This window comes from Gemmobacter aquaticus (assembly GCF_007859075.1).
GTDB classification, from domain to species: Bacteria; Pseudomonadota; Alphaproteobacteria; order Rhodobacterales; family Rhodobacteraceae; genus Gemmobacter; species Gemmobacter aquaticus.
The window spans coordinates 310,723-328,720 of record NZ_VOAK01000011.1; the positions used below are offsets into that span (position 1 = coordinate 310,723).

A 17,998-nucleotide genomic window follows, 5' to 3' on the forward strand; every position below is an offset into this window, starting at 1 on the left:
CCCGCCCGCTTTTCATTCGTTAGTCCCTTTGCCCACGTGACAACTCCCGCCGCGCCCGCCTTGAGCACCGAGGCCCCATGCCAGCCAAACCTGCCCCCATCGGCCGCCGAGTGCTGATCGTCGAGGATGACGATCACATCGCCATGGCCATCGAATGGGTACTGGGGCGGGAAGGGCTGACGCATGATCGTGTTGCGACCGGACGCGATGCCCTGCCGCGGATCCGCGCGACGCATCCTGATCTGGTTCTGCTCGATGTGATGTTGCCCGAAATGTCGGGCCACGACATTTGCCGCGACCTGAGGCGCGACCCGAGCCTTGCCGATGTGCGCGTTCTGATGATGACCGCGCGCGGCTCGGCCCAGGATCGGCGCCGCGCGATCGATGAAGGCGCCGACGCCTTTGTGACAAAGCCCTTCGACGTCAAGGACCTGCGGGCCGAGGTGATCCGCCTGCTCAGCCTTTAGCGGCGCGCAGCTTCTCTACCAGGGTCCAGAGCACGAGGCCCACGCCCAGTAGGATCAGGTTGGCGATCACACCCGAGGCGACCTGCATCCAGAAAGGCGCGGCGACCGCCGTGGATGTCGTCAGCGGGATGATCGCTGCAATGAACACGACACCAGCGGCGAGGGGCAGGGCAATGCCGGTGACCGCACGCGTACGCGCGGCAGTGATGATCAACCCGATGATCAGGCCAATCCGAAACACATCCCCCAATTGCGCCTGCAAAAGTTCGGTCATTCTACCCCCCTCCAGATAGGTCCGCAAAAGACCATACCCGGCCCCCCGGCAAACCTCAAACCCCTGTTCTTTCCTTTGGAAAATATCCTCGGGGGGAAGGGGCCAGCGGCCCCGCGGGGGGCAGACAGCCCCCCGTCCTGCACAGGCGCCATGCGCAGCGCACTGGACTTCGCCCCCGCCTGCACCGATATAGAAAGCATGTCCCTGCCACCCGGATTCCTCGACGAGCTTCGCAATCGCGTCACGCTCTCCAGCGTTGTGGGGCGCAAGGTCGTCTGGGATATGCGCAAGTCGAACCAGGCCAAGGGCGACTTCTGGGCACCCTGTCCCTTCCATCAGGAAAAATCGGCCTCTTTCCACGTCGATGACCGCAAGGGCTTTTACTATTGCTTCGGCTGCCACGCGAAGGGCGATGCGCTGAGCTTTCTGAAAGAGTCCGAAAACCTGTCCTTCATGGAGGCGGTCGAAATGCTGGCGCGCGAGGCCGGCATGACCATGCCCGCGCGCGACCCGCAAGCCGCGCAAAAGGCTGATCGGCGCACCCAGTTGGCCGAGGTGATGGAAGAGGCCGTAAGGTTCTACCGACTGCAATTGCGCACGGCCGCCGCGCAGACCGCGCGTGACTATCTGGCCCAGAAGCGCCGCCTTGCACCCGAGGCGCAGGATCGCTGGGAAATTGGCTGGGCGCCCGACAGCCGTGTGGCGCTGCTCAATGCGTTGAAGGCCAAGGGGGTGGCGCCTGATCTGATGGTTGACACCGGGCTGATCGCCAGGGGTGATGACGGCAGTCTTTACGACCGGTTCCGAGGGCGGATCATCTTTCCGATCCGCGACGCGCGCGGACGTGCGATCAGCCTCGGCGGTCGTTCGCTCGATCCCAATGCCCGCGCGAAATACCTCAACGGCCCCGAGACCGAGCTGTTCGACAAGGGGCGCAACCTTTTCAACCACGCCCCCGCGCGCGAGGCTTCGGGTAAGGGCCGGCCGCTGATCGTGGCCGAAGGCTATATGGACGTGATCGCCATGGTCGAGGCCGGTTTTCCGGCATCGGTGGCCCCGCTTGGGACCGCGATTACCGAGGATCAGTTGCGCTTGATGTGGCGTCTGTCGCCAGAGCCGATCATCACGCTTGATGGAGACACCGCTGGCCAGCGCGCGGCGATGCGGGTGATCGATCTCGCGCTGCCCTTGCTGGAGGCGGGGCAGGGCTTGCGCTTTGCCGTGCTGCCGCAGGGCATGGACCCGGACGACCTGATCAAGGCCCGCGGAGCGGCTGCCCTGCAAGAGGTGCTTGATGCCGCCCAGCCCATGGTAAACCTTTTGTGGAAGCGCGAAACCGAGGGCCGTGTCTTTGACAGCCCGGAACGCAAGGCCGCGCTGGACAAAAGCTTGCGCGCCGCGCTGAAGACGATCCGCGACCCATCGATCCGCCAGCACTATGGCGAAGACATTAAGGAGCTGCGGTGGCAGCTTTTCCGTCAGGGGCGCCGCCCTGCGCGATCGCCCGACCGGCCCTTCGGCAGCCCCGCGCCGTTCCGGGGTGGCATGCGCGGGGGCAAGATGCAGGCGGTCGAACCCGTGGCCAGCACCCGAGCCTCGCTTCTGGCCACCGCGCCGGAGGAGGAGGCGACCATCTCTCTCAGGATCTCGGTCGTGCTGGCGACGCTGTGCCTGCATCCCCGGCTGATCGATCGCCACGAAAGCAAGATCGAGCGGATGCCGCTGTCTGACGACCTGCACATCCAGTTGCGGCAGGTGGTGCTGACGCATGCCCATGACGCCGATCCCGACACCTGCGGTGCCCGGCTGGCACGGGCGGCGGGGCCAGCCCTTGAAACACTGCTCCTGCATCCCCAAATCCGCATCCAGCCGCATGTGCGCCGTCCCGATGACGTCGACAGCGCCGAGAAATGCCTCGAGATGGAGTTTGCCAAGCTTGAGGCGCATTGGGGCGCCGAGCAGGAACTGCGGGAGGCCGTGGAAGACATCGAAGGCTTGGCCGATGAAGGGCTGACCTGGCGGGTAGGTCAGGCTGCCCGTGCGCGTGTCGAGGCTGATCGCGGCCCTGAAGCCGCCCGCGCCGAGGGGGTGATCGCCCCCAACGGCGTTGAACTAGACAGGGAAGAGCTAGACCATGCACAGAAAACTTGGGCCAGCATCGACTTTACCCGCGGTGGAAAGTCCCGCCACTAGGGCCTGTTGCACCCAAGGGCTGTGCAAAGTACGCACCCCCCTTGCCCTTCCTTGATTCGCAGGGTTGATTCGTAACCCGACCCGATTGATTCGGTCTTACTGATTCCGGCCCCAGGAGCACCCATGGTCAAAGACACCGACGACGGCAAACCCGAGGATCAGGAGGCCGATGTCTCGCTGGACATGAGCCAGGCTGCGGTCAAGCGCATGATCGCCGACGCGCGTGAGCGTGGCTACATTACCTATGACCAGCTGAACGCCGCCCTGCCGCCGGAGCAAGCCTCGTCCGAACAGATCGAGGATGTGATGGCGATGCTCTCGGAAATGGGCATCAACGTCGTCGACGGGGAAGAGGCCGAAGAGGGTGAGACGGGGGGCGAGCTTGTCGATACGTCCTCTGGCTCGCGCGAAGTGGCGATTGCGGGTGGCCCGGCGGAAACGCTCGACCGCACGGACGACCCCGTGCGCATGTACCTGCGCGAAATGGGCTCGGTGGAGCTTCTGTCGCGCGAGGGCGAGATTGCCATCGCCAAGCGCATCGAGGCCGGCCGGAACACGATGATTGCCGGGTTGTGCGAAAGCCCGCTGACATTTCAGGCTATCACCATCTGGCGCGAGGAACTTCTGAGCGAAGATATCCTGCTGCGTGACGTGATCGATCTGGAGGCCACCTTCGGCCGTTCGCTCGACGGCGATGACGAGTTGGGCGGTCTGGAAGAGGTCGACATTTCGGCGGCTGCACCGGCTGCCGCACCGCGCCGTGCGGCATCGTCCGAGCCAGAGCTTGACGCGGACGGCAACCCGATCTCGCGTGCCGAGGATGAGGACGAGGAAGACGACGGCGCCAGCATGTCGCTTGCCGCGATGGAAAACGCCCTGCGCCCGAAAGTGCTCGAGACGCTGGAGCGGATCGCGCATGACTACGAGATCCTGTCGGACATGCAGGACCGCCGGATGCACGCAACCATGAACGGCACCGCCGCGCGCTTCAGCGCCGATGAAGAGGCGACCTATCAGAAGCTGCGTTCCGAGGTTGTGCAGCTGGTGAACGAGCTTCACTTGCACAACAACCGGATCGAGGCGCTGATCGACCAGCTTTACGGCATCAACAAGCGGATCATGTCGATCAACTCGGGCATGGTGAAGCTGGCCGACGCGGCACGCATCAACCGCCGCGAGTTCATCGACGAGTATCAGGGCCGGGAGCTTGACCCGACCTGGATCGACAGCATGGCCGCGAAGGCGGGGCGTGGCTGGCAGACGCTGGTCGAAAAGAGCCGCGACAAGCTGGAAGAGCTGCGCGCCGACATGCAGCAGATCGGCCAATACGTCGGCGTGGACATCAGCGAATTCCGCCGCATCGTGAGCCAGGTCCAGAAGGGCGAAAAAGAGGCGCGTCAGGCCAAGAAGGAAATGGTCGAGGCCAACCTGCGTCTCGTGATCTCGATTGCCAAGAAATACACCAACCGCGGCCTGCAGTTCCTGGACCTGATCCAGGAAGGCAACATCGGTCTGATGAAGGCGGTCGACAAGTTCGAATACCGTCGCGGCTACAAGTTCTCGACCTATGCGACCTGGTGGATCCGTCAGGCCATCACCCGCTCGATCGCCGATCAGGCGCGCACCATCCGTATCCCGGTGCATATGATCGAAACGATCAACAAGCTGGTGCGTACCGGCCGCCAGATGCTGCATGAGATCGGCCGCGAGCCCACGCCGGAAGAGCTGGCCGAAAAGCTGCAGATGCCGCTGGAGAAGGTTCGCAAGGTGATGAAGATCGCCAAGGAACCCATCAGCCTTGAAACCCCGATCGGGGATGAAGAGGACAGCCAGCTGGGCGATTTCATCCAGGATACCAACGCGATCCTGCCGCTCGACAGCGCCATTCAGGAAAACCTGAAGGAAACCACGACCCGCGTTCTGGCCAGCCTGACCCCGCGCGAAGAGCGTGTGCTGCGCATGCGCTTTGGCATCGGCATGAACACCGACCACACGCTTGAAGAGGTGGGCCAGCAGTTCAGCGTTACGCGCGAACGGATCCGTCAGATTGAGGCCAAGGCCCTGCGCAAGCTGAAACACCCCAGTCGGTCGCGCAAGCTGCGCAGCTTCCTCGACCAGTGAACGAAAGGGCGCCCGGGAGGCGCCCTTTTCATATTCCGAACTGCCAGCGTGTCAGCGTGTCGGCACCAACGGGCGCCACGTCGATAAGGGTCAGGCGCGGTGCATCGGACAGGGCGCCAAGATCCAGACCACCAAGTGCTGCGCGCCCCTCGGCCCCGATCAGGGCGCCAGCGCCGAAATGCGCAAGTTCATCGACCAGATTCGCACGGATCAACGCGGCGGCAAGATCGGCGCCCCCTTCGCAGAAGATGCGGGTCAGCCCCTCAGCCGCGAGGTGCCGCAGAGCGGCGGTCAGGTCGGTATGACCCTCCCGCTCGGGCACTTCGATCAGGTGTGCTCCGGTGCTGGCCCAGTCTGTGCGGGCAGCGTCCGTTGCGGCAGCGGTATGGATCATCCAGACTGGCACCGCGCGGGCGGTGCGCCCGAGACGGCTGTCTGTACTGTGGCGCAGATGGCTGTCGATCACGATGCGGATGGGTTGGCGCGCCGCGCCCATGTCGCGCACCGTCAGGTCTGGGTCATCGGCGCGCGCCGTGCCAGAACCAACCATGACCGCGTCATGCCGCATCCGCATGGCGTGCACCGCGCGGCGCGCCTGCGGCCCGGTGATCCAGCGGCTTTCGCCGCTTGCTGTCGCGATACGCCCGTCGATGGTGGTGGCAAGCTTCAGCGTGACGAAGGGCAGGCCCCGCTCCACGCGTTTCAGAAAGCCTGCGTTCATGGCCCGTGCCTCGGGGCCGCAGACGCCCTCGATGACCTCGATCCCCGCCGCGCGCAGCATCTGGTGGCCACGCCCGGCAACCCGAGGGTCAGGGTCTGTCAGCGCAGTGACAACGCGCGCGACTCCCGCCTCGATCAACCCCTCGGCACAGGGGGGGGTGTGGCCATGATGGGCGCAGGGCTCCAACGTGACATAGGCTGTGGCACCGCGGGCGAGAGGGCCCGCCTGATCCAGCGCCCGACGTTCGGCGTGGGGGCGGCCACCCGGCTGGGTCCAGCCGCGCCCCACTATGCGGTCTCCAAAGGGACCGCGTGTCACGATGACACAACCCACCGCCGGGTTGGGCCATGTATTCCCAAGCCCCCGCGCCGCCAGCGCAAGGGCCGTTCGCATGTGGTCGTGATCACTCACTCTTCGGTCGTGCCCGGTGCCGGGCGCAGCTCGGAGACGAACTTGTCAAAGTCGTCCGCCGCCTGGAAATTCTTGTACACACTGGCGAAACGCACATAGGCCACGGTGTCGATCCGCGCGAGGCTTTCCATCACGATCTCGCCGATGGTGCGCGAGGGGATGTCGGTCTCTCCCAGACTCTCCAGCCGACGCACGATGCCGCTGATCATCTGGTCGATGCGTTCGGGGTCGATCGGGCGTTTCTGCATGGCGATGCGGATGGACCGTTCCAGCTTGTCCCGGTCAAAATCCTCGCGTTTGCCGCTGGATTTGATGACGACCAGATCGCGAAGCTGCACACGTTCATAGGTGGTGAAGCGGCCGCCACAGGCCGGGCAAAAGCGCCGGCGCCGGATCGAGACATGATCCTCGGCCGGTCGGCTGTCCTTCACCTGGGTGTCAATGTTGCCGCAGAATGGGCAGCGCATATGGCCGTCCCCCTTGTTCCTGACTGTCCTGCCTATCGTCCGGGGTTTCTTGGGTTCGGACCCCGGTTATCCACAGACCCTAGCGCAAGGCCGCAGGGCTCGCATAGCCGGAAAATCCGACCGCAGAATATAGCGCTTGCACTGTGGCCGCGCGGACTCAGACAGGCGTGGGCTTACGGTCAGTTGCTGCCGCCAAGCGCGTCGCGCAGCAGCCGTTCGGCCTCGGCGGCCACCGCCTCTTGCGCGCGGCGGCGGGCGGCGTCCTCAAGGCTTTCGTCCGCGTTCCGCTCTACCCCGAGCTTCTGGCGTGCGAGTTCCTCAAGCCGGGTCTTGGCGGCCTCTTCGGCGCGGCGGCGTTCGGTCCTGGCGCGTTCGCTGGCAAGCCATTCCAGATCGAGCCGCACGTTGGGTTGCCCCCATGGGCCCGAGATCAGGACAGGGACGGTCAAAGACTGCGTCTGCGACTGGCTGATGGTCAGACTGGGCAGCAGCCGGTAGTTCACCCGGCGCTCTCCCAGATCGACCTGACCCTTGCCCGTCGCGGCAAAGACATCGCCTGTCAGCACCAGATCGTCACTTTTCGCGACACCGTCCTTGATCGCCGCGCTGATCGTCAGCGCGCTGAACAGGGTCTTGCGCCCTTCGCCGACATAGCCGGGGTCCATGGTGCGCAGCATGCCCACCACGTCAAATCCCACCAACTCACCCTTGCCCATGCGCAGCGCCACGGTGCCCGACAAGTTGCGCATCAGCGCGGCAAGGGTCTGGCCCGAGGCCAGCAGATCGATCGTGGCATGCGCCTTTCCTGCCAGCCGCGCCGTGCCCACAACATCGGTCAGCAGGGGTTGAAGGTCTGCCCCGTCAAGCTGCAGCGCGGCGCTTGACGAAAGCCCCTTACGTGCGTTCACGACGATCTTGCCCGCCAGCGTACCGCCATAGAACTCGGCCTCATCAATGCCGATGACGGCGCGGGCGTTGTCGAGCGTCAGGCGCGCGCGCGTCGGACCAAGTCCCAGCCCGCCTGCGCGGATTGAACCTGCAGTCAGCGTCACCTCGGCATCCAGAAGCCCAAGCGCGCGACCGTCGATCTTGTCGGTGGACCAGCCCGTATCAGAGCCTGTGCCCGAACCGCCACCCGAGGCGCCAAGCGTCAGCGCATCAACGGCGACGGTCGCAACCAGTCGTGGGCGGCTCTGGCCGGGCTCCCACGTGCCATCCACCTGCCACGTCCGGTCGTCGGCCAGTATCTCGGCGTCGCGCAGACGGACTGTGCCATCAGGGCGCAGCGTGATCTGACCCTTTGCCGCAAGGCTGCGGGCGCCAAAGCCTTGCGGCAGATCGGGCAGGGCGGCGCCCGTCAGGCGGCCGAGCGTCTCGCGGTCATTGACCGACAGGTTCAGCGTGCCTTCTGCGGTTGTGGGGGCGGTGCCGGCCTTTCCCTTGAATGTCAGGGTGTTTCCACCGGTCTTGAGCGCCAGATCAAGAGCCACTGGATTGCCCTCAAGAAACCGAGACAGGGCATCGACCCCGGCTTCGGCATCAATCGTCTGGCCGCGGTATTCGGCCGAGCCTGCAATTTGCACGGGGCCTGCGAAATCCGGGATGGCGGTCGCGGCCTCGATCTTCTCAAGCGTGAAGGCATCCTTGGCGCCGCCGTCACGCAAGCGCAGCCGCCCGTCGCTGATCGTCATCGACCCAAGGGTGATCTTGCGATCGGGGCCGGCGGTCGCGCCTTGGGGGGCGTCTGACGGTGGCGCGAATTCCCAGTTCACCTTGCCATCACGCGTTCGTTCCAGCAGCACGTCGGGCCGGGTCAGGCTGATCTCGGTGATCTGCAGATGGCCTGAAAGCGCTGCCGCCACGTCAAGGCCGATGCTGATGCGGTCTGCCGTCAGCATCTGTGGCTCAGACCCCCAGTCGGCATTGCTGATACTGACCGGCCCGGCCGAGACGCCGAGCACAGGCCAGAGCGCCACCTTGGCGCCGCTGCCGATCTGGATCTTGCGGCCTGTGGCTTCGGCGAATCTGTTGGCGGCAAGGTTGAGGACGGCGTCCTTCGGCATCAGGATGACCATCCCGCCCAGAAGCACGACCAGAACCATCAGGGACATCGCTGCCCGAACAAGCCACCGCACCTGCCAGTCCTCCTGCCTGTTTTTCCAGAATCTAGGCGCTGCGCGGGGTTGCAGCAATCCCTTGGCGCAAGACAGGCGGTGCTTTGCTTGTATGCGTCGCCTGTATCCGGACAGGCAAAGCGGTAATGCAGCGCCCCTTTGCGCTTTGCACCGTGCATCGTTATATGGGGCGCATGTCGCAAAACCCGCCCAATCTTCGCCCCGACCTTGCCCGCGCCCATGTGCCGGATGAACGCCGTCCCGGTCAGCCGACCATCGGAATGGTCTCGCTTGGCTGTCCCAAAGCGTTGGTCGACAGCGAACGTATCCTGACGCGGCTTCGGGCCGAGGGCTATGCGATCAGCCCCGACTACAAGGGCGCCGATGCAGTGATCGTCAACACCTGCGGCTTCCTTGACAGTGCCAAGGCCGAAAGTCTGGACGCCATTGGCGAGGCCCTGCGCGAGAACGGCAAGGTCCTTGTGACCGGCTGTCTGGGGGCAGAGCCCGAATACATCACCGGCGCGCATCCCAAGGTTCTGGCCGTCACTGGCCCGCATCAGTATGAGGCCGTGCTGGATGCCGTGCATGCCGTGGTGCCGCCGTCACCGGACCCGTTCATCGACCTGCTGCCCGCCAGTGGCGTCAAGCTGACGCCGCGCCATTACAGCTATTTGAAGATTTCCGAGGGCTGCAACCACAAGTGCAAGTTCTGCATCATCCCCGACATGCGGGGCAAGCTGGTCAGCCGCCCGGCCCATGCCGTGCTGCGTGAGGCTGAAAAGCTGGCGGATGCGGGGGTGAAAGAGCTTCTGATCATCAGTCAGGACACCTCGGCCTATGGGCTGGATCGCAAGCACGATCTGTCACCGTGGAAGGGTGGCGAGGTGCGGGCGCATATCACCGATCTGGCGCGGGAGCTGGGCCAGCTTGGGGCAGGGCGCGAGCTGTGGGTGCGGATGCACTATGTCTATCCCTATCCGCATGTGCGCGACATGATCCCGTTGATGGCGGAGGGGCTGATCCTGCCCTATCTCGACATACCCTTCCAGCATGCCCACCCGGATACGCTCAAGCGCATGGCGCGGCCTGCTGCGGCGGCAAAGACGCTGGACGAGATTGCAGCCTGGCGCGCGATCTGCCCCGAAATCACGCTGCGCTCGACCTTCATCGTCGGCTACCCTGGCGAAACCGAGGCGGAATTCCAGACGCTGCTCGACTGGCTGGACGAGGCGCAACTCGACCGCGTGGGGTGCTTCCAGTACGAAAACGTCAAGGGCGCGCGGTCGAACGATCTGCCCGACCATGTGCCCGATGAGGTCAAACAGGATCGCTGGGAACGCTTCATGGAAAAGGCGCAGGCCATTTCCGAGGCAAAGCTTGCCGCCAAGGTCGGACAGCGCCTGCGCGTTCTGGTCGATGAGGTCGATGAAGAGGGCGCCACCTGCCGCACCATGGCCGATGCGCCCGAAATCGATGGAAACCTGTTCATCGACGAGGATTTCGAGGGTCTGAACCCCGGCGATTTCGTCACCGTCGAGGTGGAAGAGGCGGGCGAATACGATCTGTGGGGCAGGGTGGTCTGACGCAGACCGCCTAACCCAGCAGGATCACCAGCCAGGCAACGCCGCCCGCGATGGCCGCAACGGCCACTGCCGCGCTGCCCGCATCCTTGGCGCGGCCCGCGCGCGGGTCGTGTTCGGTCGAGATGTAGTCGATCGTCTCTTCAATTGCGGTGTTCACAAGCTCGGCCACGAGGATCATCAGGCCGAGTGCAAGGATCAGCGCCCGTTCCCCGCCGGTCAGCGGCACGGCGAATGCCAGCGCTGCGGACGCCAGATTCACGAGCGACCATTGCCGAATGGATTTCTCGTTGCGCCAGGCGCTGCACCAGCCTTGCCACGACCACAGGACTGTGTTGCGCAGCCGGCGAAGCTCGGCCCCTATCCATCCGTTCATCCCTGATCCCCGTTGGTTCCTCCGCCGGGCAATCTGGCATGGCGTGCGGGGGCAAGTCCACGGGTCAGTCCGTGGCAGCATCCTCAAGCCAGGCGCGCACGCAGGTCACCACATGGGCAAAGCGGTCGCCGCCCAGATGCACCCCGCCATACCAGCGGGTGACGACAATGATCGTGTCGGTCAACTCTGCGCGCTCCAGCATCCGCAGGATCACGGCGCCTGCGCCCGTCTCGCCATCATCGTCCTTGACCGGCCCGCCGTCCGACAGAATGCAGGCCCAGCTGTTGTGGGTGGCTTTGGCGTATTTCTTCTGCCGCTTCAGTTCCGTCAAAAAAGCCGCACATCCGGCGCGCCCCTGCACCGGGCCACCCGATACGGCGTATTTCGACCCCCGATCGCGCACCACGTTTTCAATCTGACGCATGGCTTCTCCTTCGGGCGGCAAAGCTAGTCGCCGGGCCACCCAAAGGCCAGACCCCGTCAACTGCGGGGCGACAGCGCCTCGATCTCATCCCCGATGCAGCACCAAGTGGGTGGGTGTGGGTCGGGCACCGCCTTCGACAGCCAGCCCATGCAGGCGTCCGACTTCCCGCAACTCTGGCAGCGTCCGACCATTGCGGCCAGTTCGCTGCGCTTCACTACCCCATCAAATACTGCCCGCGGCAGGTTCACCCCGACGGCGCGCGCCATGCCATTGGTCAACCACCACGCTTTTGGCGCCTCTACAAACCCGATCATTGCGGCCTCCGTCTGCTCACGCGATAGCCACATCATCCGCCGGATCGCGACGCGGAACCTTGATCAGGATCAAGGCGCTTTTGCCGTCACATCGGCTGGCCGCCTTGCAACTGCGCCACGACGGCCGCCACCTGCGCCTTGCGTCGCGCGTTGGGTGGATGGCTGCCGAGGAAGCTGTCGCCCGGATCGGGCAGGCGCAGGAAGAACCCGGTGCCCTTCACGGGATCGAAGCCCGCCCGCCACGCAATCTCCGCACCCAGGGCATCGGCCTCAAGTTCAAAGTTCTGCGAATAGCGGCGGGCGCCGATCTCTGCCCCGACGCGCTGCAGCTCTTGCAATGTTGCAGGGTCTGCGCCTGTTGCCTGACCAAAGACAGTGCCCAGCATCGCACCCTGCGCCGCCGTCTGCTGCCGGCGCGGGATATGGCCTAGGATGTGGTGCGCTGCCTCATGCCCCAGAACAAAGGCGATTTCATCGGCGTTGCGCGCATCGGCAATCAGCGAGAGGGTGAATACGATCAGCGGGCGTCCGCGCCGGTCCACAGTCTGAAAGGCGTTGGGATCAAGGCCGGGGCGCGTATCGACCGCGATATCCAGATCGCAGTTCGTACCGCGTGCCGCACGCTCCATGCAGACAGCCTCGGCCACCGGTTCAAGCCGCTCCACCACGTAGACAAAGTTGCGCGCGGCATCCCGTGGGCTCAGAACCCCGTCCGCAGTGGGCGCCGCGGGTTGGACAGGGGGCATCGGCGCCGGCATCGTTGGCCCGACACACCCCGCAAGCGCGGCTGCCATCGCCAGCGGCCCCAGAAATCGCGCGATACCCCGCATGCCTGCCCTGCCTCACGAACGCTCGTCTGTTTGTCGGGCAACCCTATTGCGATCCGCGTCGGTCGAAAAGGTGCCTTGCGGCACCGTTGACGGGTTCACGCCGATTTCATCACGCGCTGCGGGTTTCCCTTGCGCCGCCCCTTGTGCCTGCTAGGCTAGCCCCATGTTCACGATCGAGCACGACTTTGATGCAACGGTGATCACCCTGATTGATGAGGGTGGCCCCGCCTTGCAGGAAGACATCACCATCTCGGCCTTTGATGATTGCGTCACGCTGGAACAGCTGCACCCGATCACGCAAGAGCCGATGGTCATCACCCTCTCCATGGTGCAACTGCGCGACCTTGCGGCTGCGTTGAACCTGCCCGAAGGCAGCTACAGGCTGGAACAGCGAGAGGGCTAGGCGCGTGTCCCCGTTGCCACGCTTGACGCAAAGGCAAGGCAGATCAGTGATCCGCTGGAAGGAATCCGTTGCCATCCTGCAGATGAAAAGCTATGGCGCGAGCATGATCGCATGGACACGCCCCTTCCTGCTGCCCCGACGCCGACGCGCCAGCGTCTGACGATCGTGCACGCGCGCGATTTCGTCCGCGATCATCTCTGGCCAGCCCGGCCGCGCCTCACCCTCCGTTGACATGGCCCCGTGTGCTTGGCACCCTCCGGCCTCCTCATCCGTCAGGATACTTACATGATCAGCTCTGTCCTTCCGACCTACAACCGCGCACCGCTTGCCTTCGTCAAGGGCGAGGGGTCCTGGCTTATCGCCGAGGATGGCAGCCGATACCTTGATCTCGGCGCTGGGATCGCGGTGAATGCGCTTGGCCATGCCCATCCCGCCTTGGTTCAGACGATCAGCGAACAGGCAGCAAAGCTGTGGCATGTGTCGAACGTCTACCGCATCCCCGAGCAAGAGGCGCTTGCCGATCTGCTGGTGGAGCACACCTTTGCCGATACGGTGTTCTTTACCAACTCGGGCACCGAGGCTGCGGAACTGGCGATCAAAATGGCGCGCAAGTACTGGTACGAGAAAGGCCAGCCCCAGCGGACGGAAATCATCGCCTTTGAAGGCGCCTTCCATGGTCGCTCGACCGGGGCCATCGCGGCGGTCGGGTCGGAGAAGATGACCAAGGGTTTCGGCCCGCTTATGCCGGGTTTCCGTCAACTGCCGTTCGGGGACCACGACGCCCTGCGCTCGGCCATCGGTCCCAACACGGCGGCCGTGATTGTCGAGCCTGTGCAGGGTGAGGGGGGCATCCGCACGCTGCCCGACGCCTGCCTCAAAGGCCTCCGCGATCTGTGCGACGAAACCGGCACGCTCTTGATCCTTGATGAGGTGCAGTGCGGCATGGGGCGCACGGGCAAGCTTTTTGCCCATGAATGGTCGGGCATTACCCCGGACATCATGATGGTCGCCAAAGGGATTGGCGGTGGTTTCCCGCTTGGCGCCGTGCTTGCAACTGAAGAGGCGGCCTCGGGCATGACGGCGGGCACCCACGGGTCCACCTATGGCGGCAACCCGCTGGGATGCGCAGTCGGCGCGTCGGTCGTGCGCATCGTGTCGGATGACGCTTTTCTCGCCGATGTCAGCCGCAAAGGCGGGCTCTTCCGTCAGGGGCTGGAGGGTCTGGTCGCCGCCCATCCCACGGTCTTTGAATCCGTGCGGGGGCAGGGGCTTATGCTTGGCATAAAGTGCAAGGTAGAGCCGTCCGAGGTTGTGAAGGCCGGAATGGCCGAGCATGTGCTGACAATCGCCGCCTCGGACAATGTCGTGCGGCTGCTGCCTGCGCTGAACATCCCTGACGCCGATATCGCCGAGGCGCTGAAACGTCTGGACGCTGCCGCGACGAGGCTAGACCGGAATGCGGCCTGAAGCCCGGCCCTTTCCTCCGCGGGCCGTCGTTGCGCGTGACCCGTCGAACGAGCGCGATGTGCGCGCCTGGCGACGAGCCAACTGGTGCCACGCTTAGACCGCACCAGCGAAGGCCGCATGTGACATGAACCCTCACCGGCCTTCCCCTTGGTAAAATACCTTCGGGGGTCCGGGGGCAGACAGCCCCCGGCGATCCGCCAGAAAGCCGAACCGATGAAACATTTTCTTGATATCCATACGACCCCTGCCGCCGATCTGCGCGGCATGATTGACACCGCGCACCGCATGAAGGCCGCGCGTAATGGCCGCCCGCGCGGCACACCCGATGACGAGACGCCCCTGCAGGGCCGCATGGTCGCACTGATCTTCGAGAAGCCCTCCACCCGGACGCGCGTTTCCTTTGACGTCGGTGTGCGCCAGATGGGCGGCGAGACGATGGTGCTCTCGGGCAAGGAAATGCAGCTTGGCCATGGTGAAACCATCGCCGACACTGCACGCGTGCTCAGCCGCTATGTCGACCTGATCATGATCCGGACCTTTGAAGAGGCGACCCTGCAAGAGATGGCGGAACATGCTACGGTTCCCGTCATCAACGGGCTGACCAACCGCACCCATCCCTGCCAGATCATGGCAGACGTGATGACCTATGAAGAGCACCGCGGGCCGATTGCGGGCAAGAAGGTGGTCTGGTGCGGTGATGGCAACAACGTCTTTGCCTCATTCGCCCATGCGGCGGGGCAGTTTGGCTTCGATCTGTCCTTCACCGGCCCTGAGACGCTTGACCCTGAGCGGGTCTGGCTGGATTTCGCGGCCTCGAAAGGACATCCGATCACCATTGATCGCGATCCCGCACGCGCAGTTGCCGGCGCCGATCTCGTGGTGACGGACACCTGGGTCAGCATGCATGATCCCGAAAGCGCGAAAGAGCGCCGTCACAACCAGTTGCGGCCCTACCAGGTGAACGAGGCGCTGATGGCCCATGCCAAGCCGGATGCGCTGTTCATGCACTGCCTGCCTGCGCACCGGAATGACGAGGCGACCTCGGCGGTGATGGACGGCCCGCATTCAGTCATCTTCGACGAGGCCGAAAACCGCCTGCATGCGCAAAAGGCCGTCATGCGCTGGTGCCTCGGGCTCTAATGCGCGATCAGCGCCGGATCAGGTCGGCATCCCGCGCCAGACGTGCGAGGGATGCCACCACGATCAGGCAAAGCGCCAGACCTGCCCAGGTGAAACGAAATCCTGCGTGCTCGGCGATATAGCCGATGGTTGATGGCGCCACGAGGATACCGGCATAGCCCACCATGGTTACGGTCGCGAGCCCGGCGCCGGGGCTCATCCCCTGCAGGTTCCCTGCGGCTGAAAAGAGGATCGGCACGGTATTGGCGATCCCCAGACCCGCGACGGCAAAGGCCAGCATTGCGAGGTCCGGTGTCGGAGCAAGCGACGCGGCAATCATCGCAACTGCCGCGACAAGGGCTGAAACCCGCAGCGTTCGAACGGCGCCAAAGCGATTGCGCACCGCGTCGCCTGCGAAGCGCATGGTGGCCATCGCACCCGAAAAGAGCGCAAATCCAAGGCCGGCGGCGCCAGTGCCGATGCCCAGATCATCAATCAGATAGAGCGCCGACCAGTCCATGATCGCACCTTCCGGCGTCATGCACAGCAGCGCCGTCAGACCCAGCAACCAGACTCGCGGCGATCGAGGCAGGACAGACGGGCGTGGCGCCTCACCCCCCTCGGCCTCGGGCGTCTTTGGCGCATGGTAGAGAAACGGCACCGCCAAAGCGATGATCAGCGCCAGCGCGACAGAGACGAGAACCGCCTGTGTCACCGCCCCTGTCGCCGCAATAAGCCAGCCGCCGAGCGCGGCGCCGGCGAACCCGCCCAGGCTCCAGAACCCGTGGGACGAGGACATGATTGCCCGTCCAAGCGCCCGCTCCACCTCAACCGCATTGGCGTTCATCGCAACGTCCATGCAGCCTGCCGCAGCCCCAAGGGCGAACATCGAAAGCGCCAGCGTCGGGAGGGTAGGTGCAAGGGCAACCAGTGGAAACACCGCAATCATCGCCAAAGCAAATCCGAGAACGACGCGGACCGATCCGAAGCGATGGATCAAGCGGCCTGCAAAGAGCATTGCAGACACGGCACCCAGACCGAGGCCGAGCAGCAATAGCCCCATCACGGCTTCTTGAATGCCATGGCGCGGCAGGATCTGTGGGATCTGCGGGGCCCAGGCGCCCATGATGGCACCATTTACGAGGAAAAGTGACGCAACGGCCACACGGCCTTTTTGTGGAGAGCTCATGATCGCATCCAAAACGATTTGAATGCATGGATACCCGAGGCCATGCCGCGAGTGAAGCGAACTGGCTTCACTGATTGTTGCGATGGATTTCAGCGCAGCGGCCTATTTTCAATGCGCTTTGGGTACTGCGTGGGCGGTGTCTTTCTAAGTCCAATTTGCAATTTGCACGAAATTATCCACATTTGGCCTCTCCTGTGCCGTAGCTAAGCCATGCTAAAATGCACTGTGATTTGACGGAACTTTATTGAAACGGGGTTGCCGATGGGGACGATCAATACCGGACTGGGCGGGCCGCAAGGTGTTGGGGAGAACAGCTTCATCGGTTCAACTCTGACGGCAGGTAACCTTGATGACGGTTCAATCCGGGTCGATATCACCGGCGCTTTTCCCGAAGGCATCAACTATTTCGGAACGAACTACACGTCGATCTACATCAACACCAATGGTCTGATCACCTTCAACGCGCCAGTCACCACCTACGCTCCGACCAACATTGCAACGTTCAACCAGCCGGCAATTGCGGTATTCTGGTCGGATGTCGATATCCGTGCCGGGACAGCAACCGGGACGAACAATATCTACTGGGACATCGATCCAGACAGCGGCCGCGTGACAATTACCTGGCTGAACGTGCGTGGGTATTCGGGCAGCGGAAACAACCGCAATACGTTTCAACTGGTGCTCGATCATTCCGAGAACGGCAACTTCCGCATCGACATGATCTATCAGCAGGTGCAATGGGCCAACGGCGGCTCGGGCATCGCGCAGGTCGGCATGACCGATGGGGGAACCAACGATTTCGTCGTGCCCGGCTCTGGCACCACAACTGGTGTTCTGGGGCTTCCGAACGGCAACCTCGACCCCGGTCAGCCGCCCGGCGTATGGTCGACACCGTTCTGGAACGGTCAGGTCGTCTGCTTTGTGGCCGGCACTCGGATTGCCACGCCGAAGGGCCTGGTTCCGGTTGAGGCGCTTCGGGCCGGCGATCTGGTTCTGACCCGTAATGCTGGCGCGCAGCCGCTGCTCTGGTCTGGTGGTGAGCGTGCGATCGTCTGGGGGCAGCGCCTGCCTGTGTGGATCGAGCCTTTCGTGTTTGGCAACACAGCCCGTTTTGCCGTGTCGCCCAACCACCTGATCCTGCTGACCGACCCATTGTGCGAAGTCCTGTTCGGTGAGGCTGAAGTGTTCGCGGCAGCACAGGATCTGCTGACCCTTCCGGGCGTCTGGCAGGAACGCAAGGCGCGCGCGGTCAGCTATCACCATCTGCTGCTTGACGGTCACCATGTCATCCTCGCCGAAGGGGCCTCGACCGAAAGCCTTATGCCCGGCCCGATGGCACTCCAAAGCCTGCCTGCGGGATCGCGTGAGGCGCTGATGGCCAGCTTCTCATCAACCGATCTGCATGCGATCGCGCTGCGGCAAACCGCGTGCCGTGTCCTGAAGGCGCATGAGGCGCAGCTCTGGTGCGCACTTCAGGGCGACCGGCGCATTGTGGCGCCGAACATCCTCGTGCGGGCAGCCTGAA

At 64.1% G+C, this 17,998-nt stretch carries 17 protein-coding genes; 8 read left to right on the forward strand and 9 right to left on the reverse strand.

Annotated features, from left to right (window positions below; all coding sequences use genetic code 11):
* Positions 1-77 precede the first annotated feature (77 nt).
* Positions 78-467 (forward strand): response regulator, encoded by a 390-nt coding sequence (locus FQU74_RS03505; RefSeq protein WP_146285045.1) that lies wholly within the window; start codon positions 78-80, stop codon positions 465-467.
* Here FQU74_RS03505 and FQU74_RS03510 read toward each other — a convergent pair.
* Complete coding sequence (locus FQU74_RS03510; RefSeq protein ID WP_146285046.1) at positions 457-741, reverse strand: hypothetical protein; 285 nt, start codon at positions 739-741, stop codon at positions 457-459. The genes FQU74_RS03505 and FQU74_RS03510 overlap by 11 nt on opposite strands.
* A gap of 198 nt (positions 742-939) precedes the next feature.
* On the opposite strand from FQU74_RS03510, the gene dnaG reads away from it, so the two are divergent.
* Together dnaG and rpoD are read left to right on the forward strand one after the other, a co-directional pair.
* Positions 940-2,934, forward strand: a complete 1,995-nt coding sequence (gene dnaG / locus FQU74_RS03515; RefSeq protein WP_146286193.1) for a DNA primase — start codon at positions 940-942, stop codon at positions 2,932-2,934.
* Positions 2,935-3,057: 123 nt separating this feature from the next.
* Positions 3,058-5,055: an RNA polymerase sigma factor RpoD gene (rpoD, locus tag FQU74_RS03520; protein WP_146285047.1), complete on the forward strand. Its 1,998-nt coding sequence runs from the start codon at positions 3,058-3,060 to the stop codon at positions 5,053-5,055.
* A gap of 28 nt (positions 5,056-5,083) precedes the next feature.
* Here rpoD and ribD read toward each other — a convergent pair whose 3' ends face one another.
* From ribD to FQU74_RS03535, 3 genes are all read right to left on the reverse strand, one after another.
* Entirely contained in the window at positions 5,084-6,187 is a 1,104-nt protein-coding gene (gene ribD, locus FQU74_RS03525) for a bifunctional diaminohydroxyphosphoribosylaminopyrimidine deaminase/5-amino-6-(5-phosphoribosylamino)uracil reductase RibD (protein WP_338324178.1), read from the reverse strand.
* Positions 6,184-6,654: a transcriptional regulator NrdR gene (gene nrdR / locus FQU74_RS03530; RefSeq protein WP_146285048.1), complete on the reverse strand. Its 471-nt coding sequence runs from the start codon at positions 6,652-6,654 to the stop codon at positions 6,184-6,186. The genes ribD and nrdR overlap by 4 nt, the downstream gene beginning before the upstream one ends.
* Before the next feature lie 179 nt (positions 6,655-6,833).
* Entirely contained in the window at positions 6,834-8,789 is a 1,956-nt protein-coding gene (locus FQU74_RS03535) for an AsmA family protein (RefSeq protein WP_146285049.1), read from the reverse strand.
* A 173-nt stretch (positions 8,790-8,962) separates the two neighbouring features.
* On the opposite strand from FQU74_RS03535, the gene rimO reads away from it, so the two are divergent.
* The gene (rimO, locus tag FQU74_RS03540; RefSeq protein WP_146286195.1) at positions 8,963-10,354 is read left to right on the forward strand and encodes a 30S ribosomal protein S12 methylthiotransferase RimO; all 1,392 of its coding nucleotides are present in this window, start codon (positions 8,963-8,965) and stop codon (positions 10,352-10,354) included.
* Between the two features lie 10 nt (positions 10,355-10,364).
* Here rimO and FQU74_RS03545 read toward each other — a convergent pair whose 3' ends face one another.
* The 4 genes from FQU74_RS03545 to FQU74_RS03560 form a co-directional block, all read right to left on the reverse strand.
* On the reverse strand, positions 10,365-10,727 hold the full coding sequence (locus FQU74_RS03545) for a diacylglycerol kinase (protein ID WP_146285050.1): 363 nt from the start codon (positions 10,725-10,727) through the stop codon (positions 10,365-10,367).
* 64 nt (positions 10,728-10,791) lie between these two features.
* Positions 10,792-11,151, reverse strand: coding sequence for a YigZ family protein (locus FQU74_RS03550; RefSeq protein WP_146285051.1), 360 nt, complete (start codon positions 11,149-11,151; stop codon positions 10,792-10,794).
* A 56-nt stretch (positions 11,152-11,207) separates the two neighbouring features.
* Positions 11,208-11,465 carry a DUF6455 family protein gene (locus tag FQU74_RS03555; RefSeq protein ID WP_146285052.1) on the reverse strand — a complete coding sequence of 86 codons (258 nt, stop codon included), beginning with the start codon at positions 11,463-11,465 and terminating at the stop codon, positions 11,208-11,210.
* A gap of 86 nt (positions 11,466-11,551) precedes the next feature.
* On the reverse strand, positions 11,552-12,286 hold the full coding sequence (locus tag FQU74_RS03560; protein ID WP_373289010.1) for a M48 family metallopeptidase: 735 nt from the start codon (positions 12,284-12,286) through the stop codon (positions 11,552-11,554).
* A gap of 172 nt (positions 12,287-12,458) precedes the next feature.
* Between FQU74_RS03560 and FQU74_RS03565 the strand changes: the two genes are divergently transcribed.
* The 3 genes from FQU74_RS03565 (at position 12,459) to argF (ending at position 15,305) form a co-directional block, all read left to right on the forward strand.
* Positions 12,459-12,698 carry a hypothetical protein gene (locus FQU74_RS03565; RefSeq protein ID WP_146285054.1) on the forward strand — a complete coding sequence of 80 codons (240 nt, stop codon included), beginning with the start codon at positions 12,459-12,461 and terminating at the stop codon, positions 12,696-12,698.
* 285 nt (positions 12,699-12,983) lie between these two features.
* Entirely contained in the window at positions 12,984-14,165 is a 1,182-nt protein-coding gene (locus FQU74_RS03570; RefSeq protein ID WP_146285055.1) for an aspartate aminotransferase family protein, read from the forward strand.
* 213 nt (positions 14,166-14,378) lie between these two features.
* Positions 14,379-15,305 (forward strand): ornithine carbamoyltransferase, encoded by a 927-nt coding sequence (argF, locus tag FQU74_RS03575; protein WP_146285056.1) that lies wholly within the window; start codon positions 14,379-14,381, stop codon positions 15,303-15,305.
* A 7-nt stretch (positions 15,306-15,312) separates the two neighbouring features.
* Here argF and FQU74_RS03580 read toward each other — a convergent pair whose 3' ends face one another.
* Entirely contained in the window at positions 15,313-16,473 is a 1,161-nt protein-coding gene (locus FQU74_RS03580) for an MFS transporter (RefSeq protein WP_146285057.1), read from the reverse strand.
* A gap of 261 nt (positions 16,474-16,734) precedes the next feature.
* On the opposite strand from FQU74_RS03580, the gene FQU74_RS03585 reads away from it, so the two are divergent.
* Complete coding sequence (locus FQU74_RS03585; RefSeq protein WP_146285058.1) at positions 16,735-17,997, forward strand: Hint domain-containing protein; 1,263 nt, start codon at positions 16,735-16,737, stop codon at positions 17,995-17,997.
* Position 17,998: the final 1 nt, after the last annotated feature.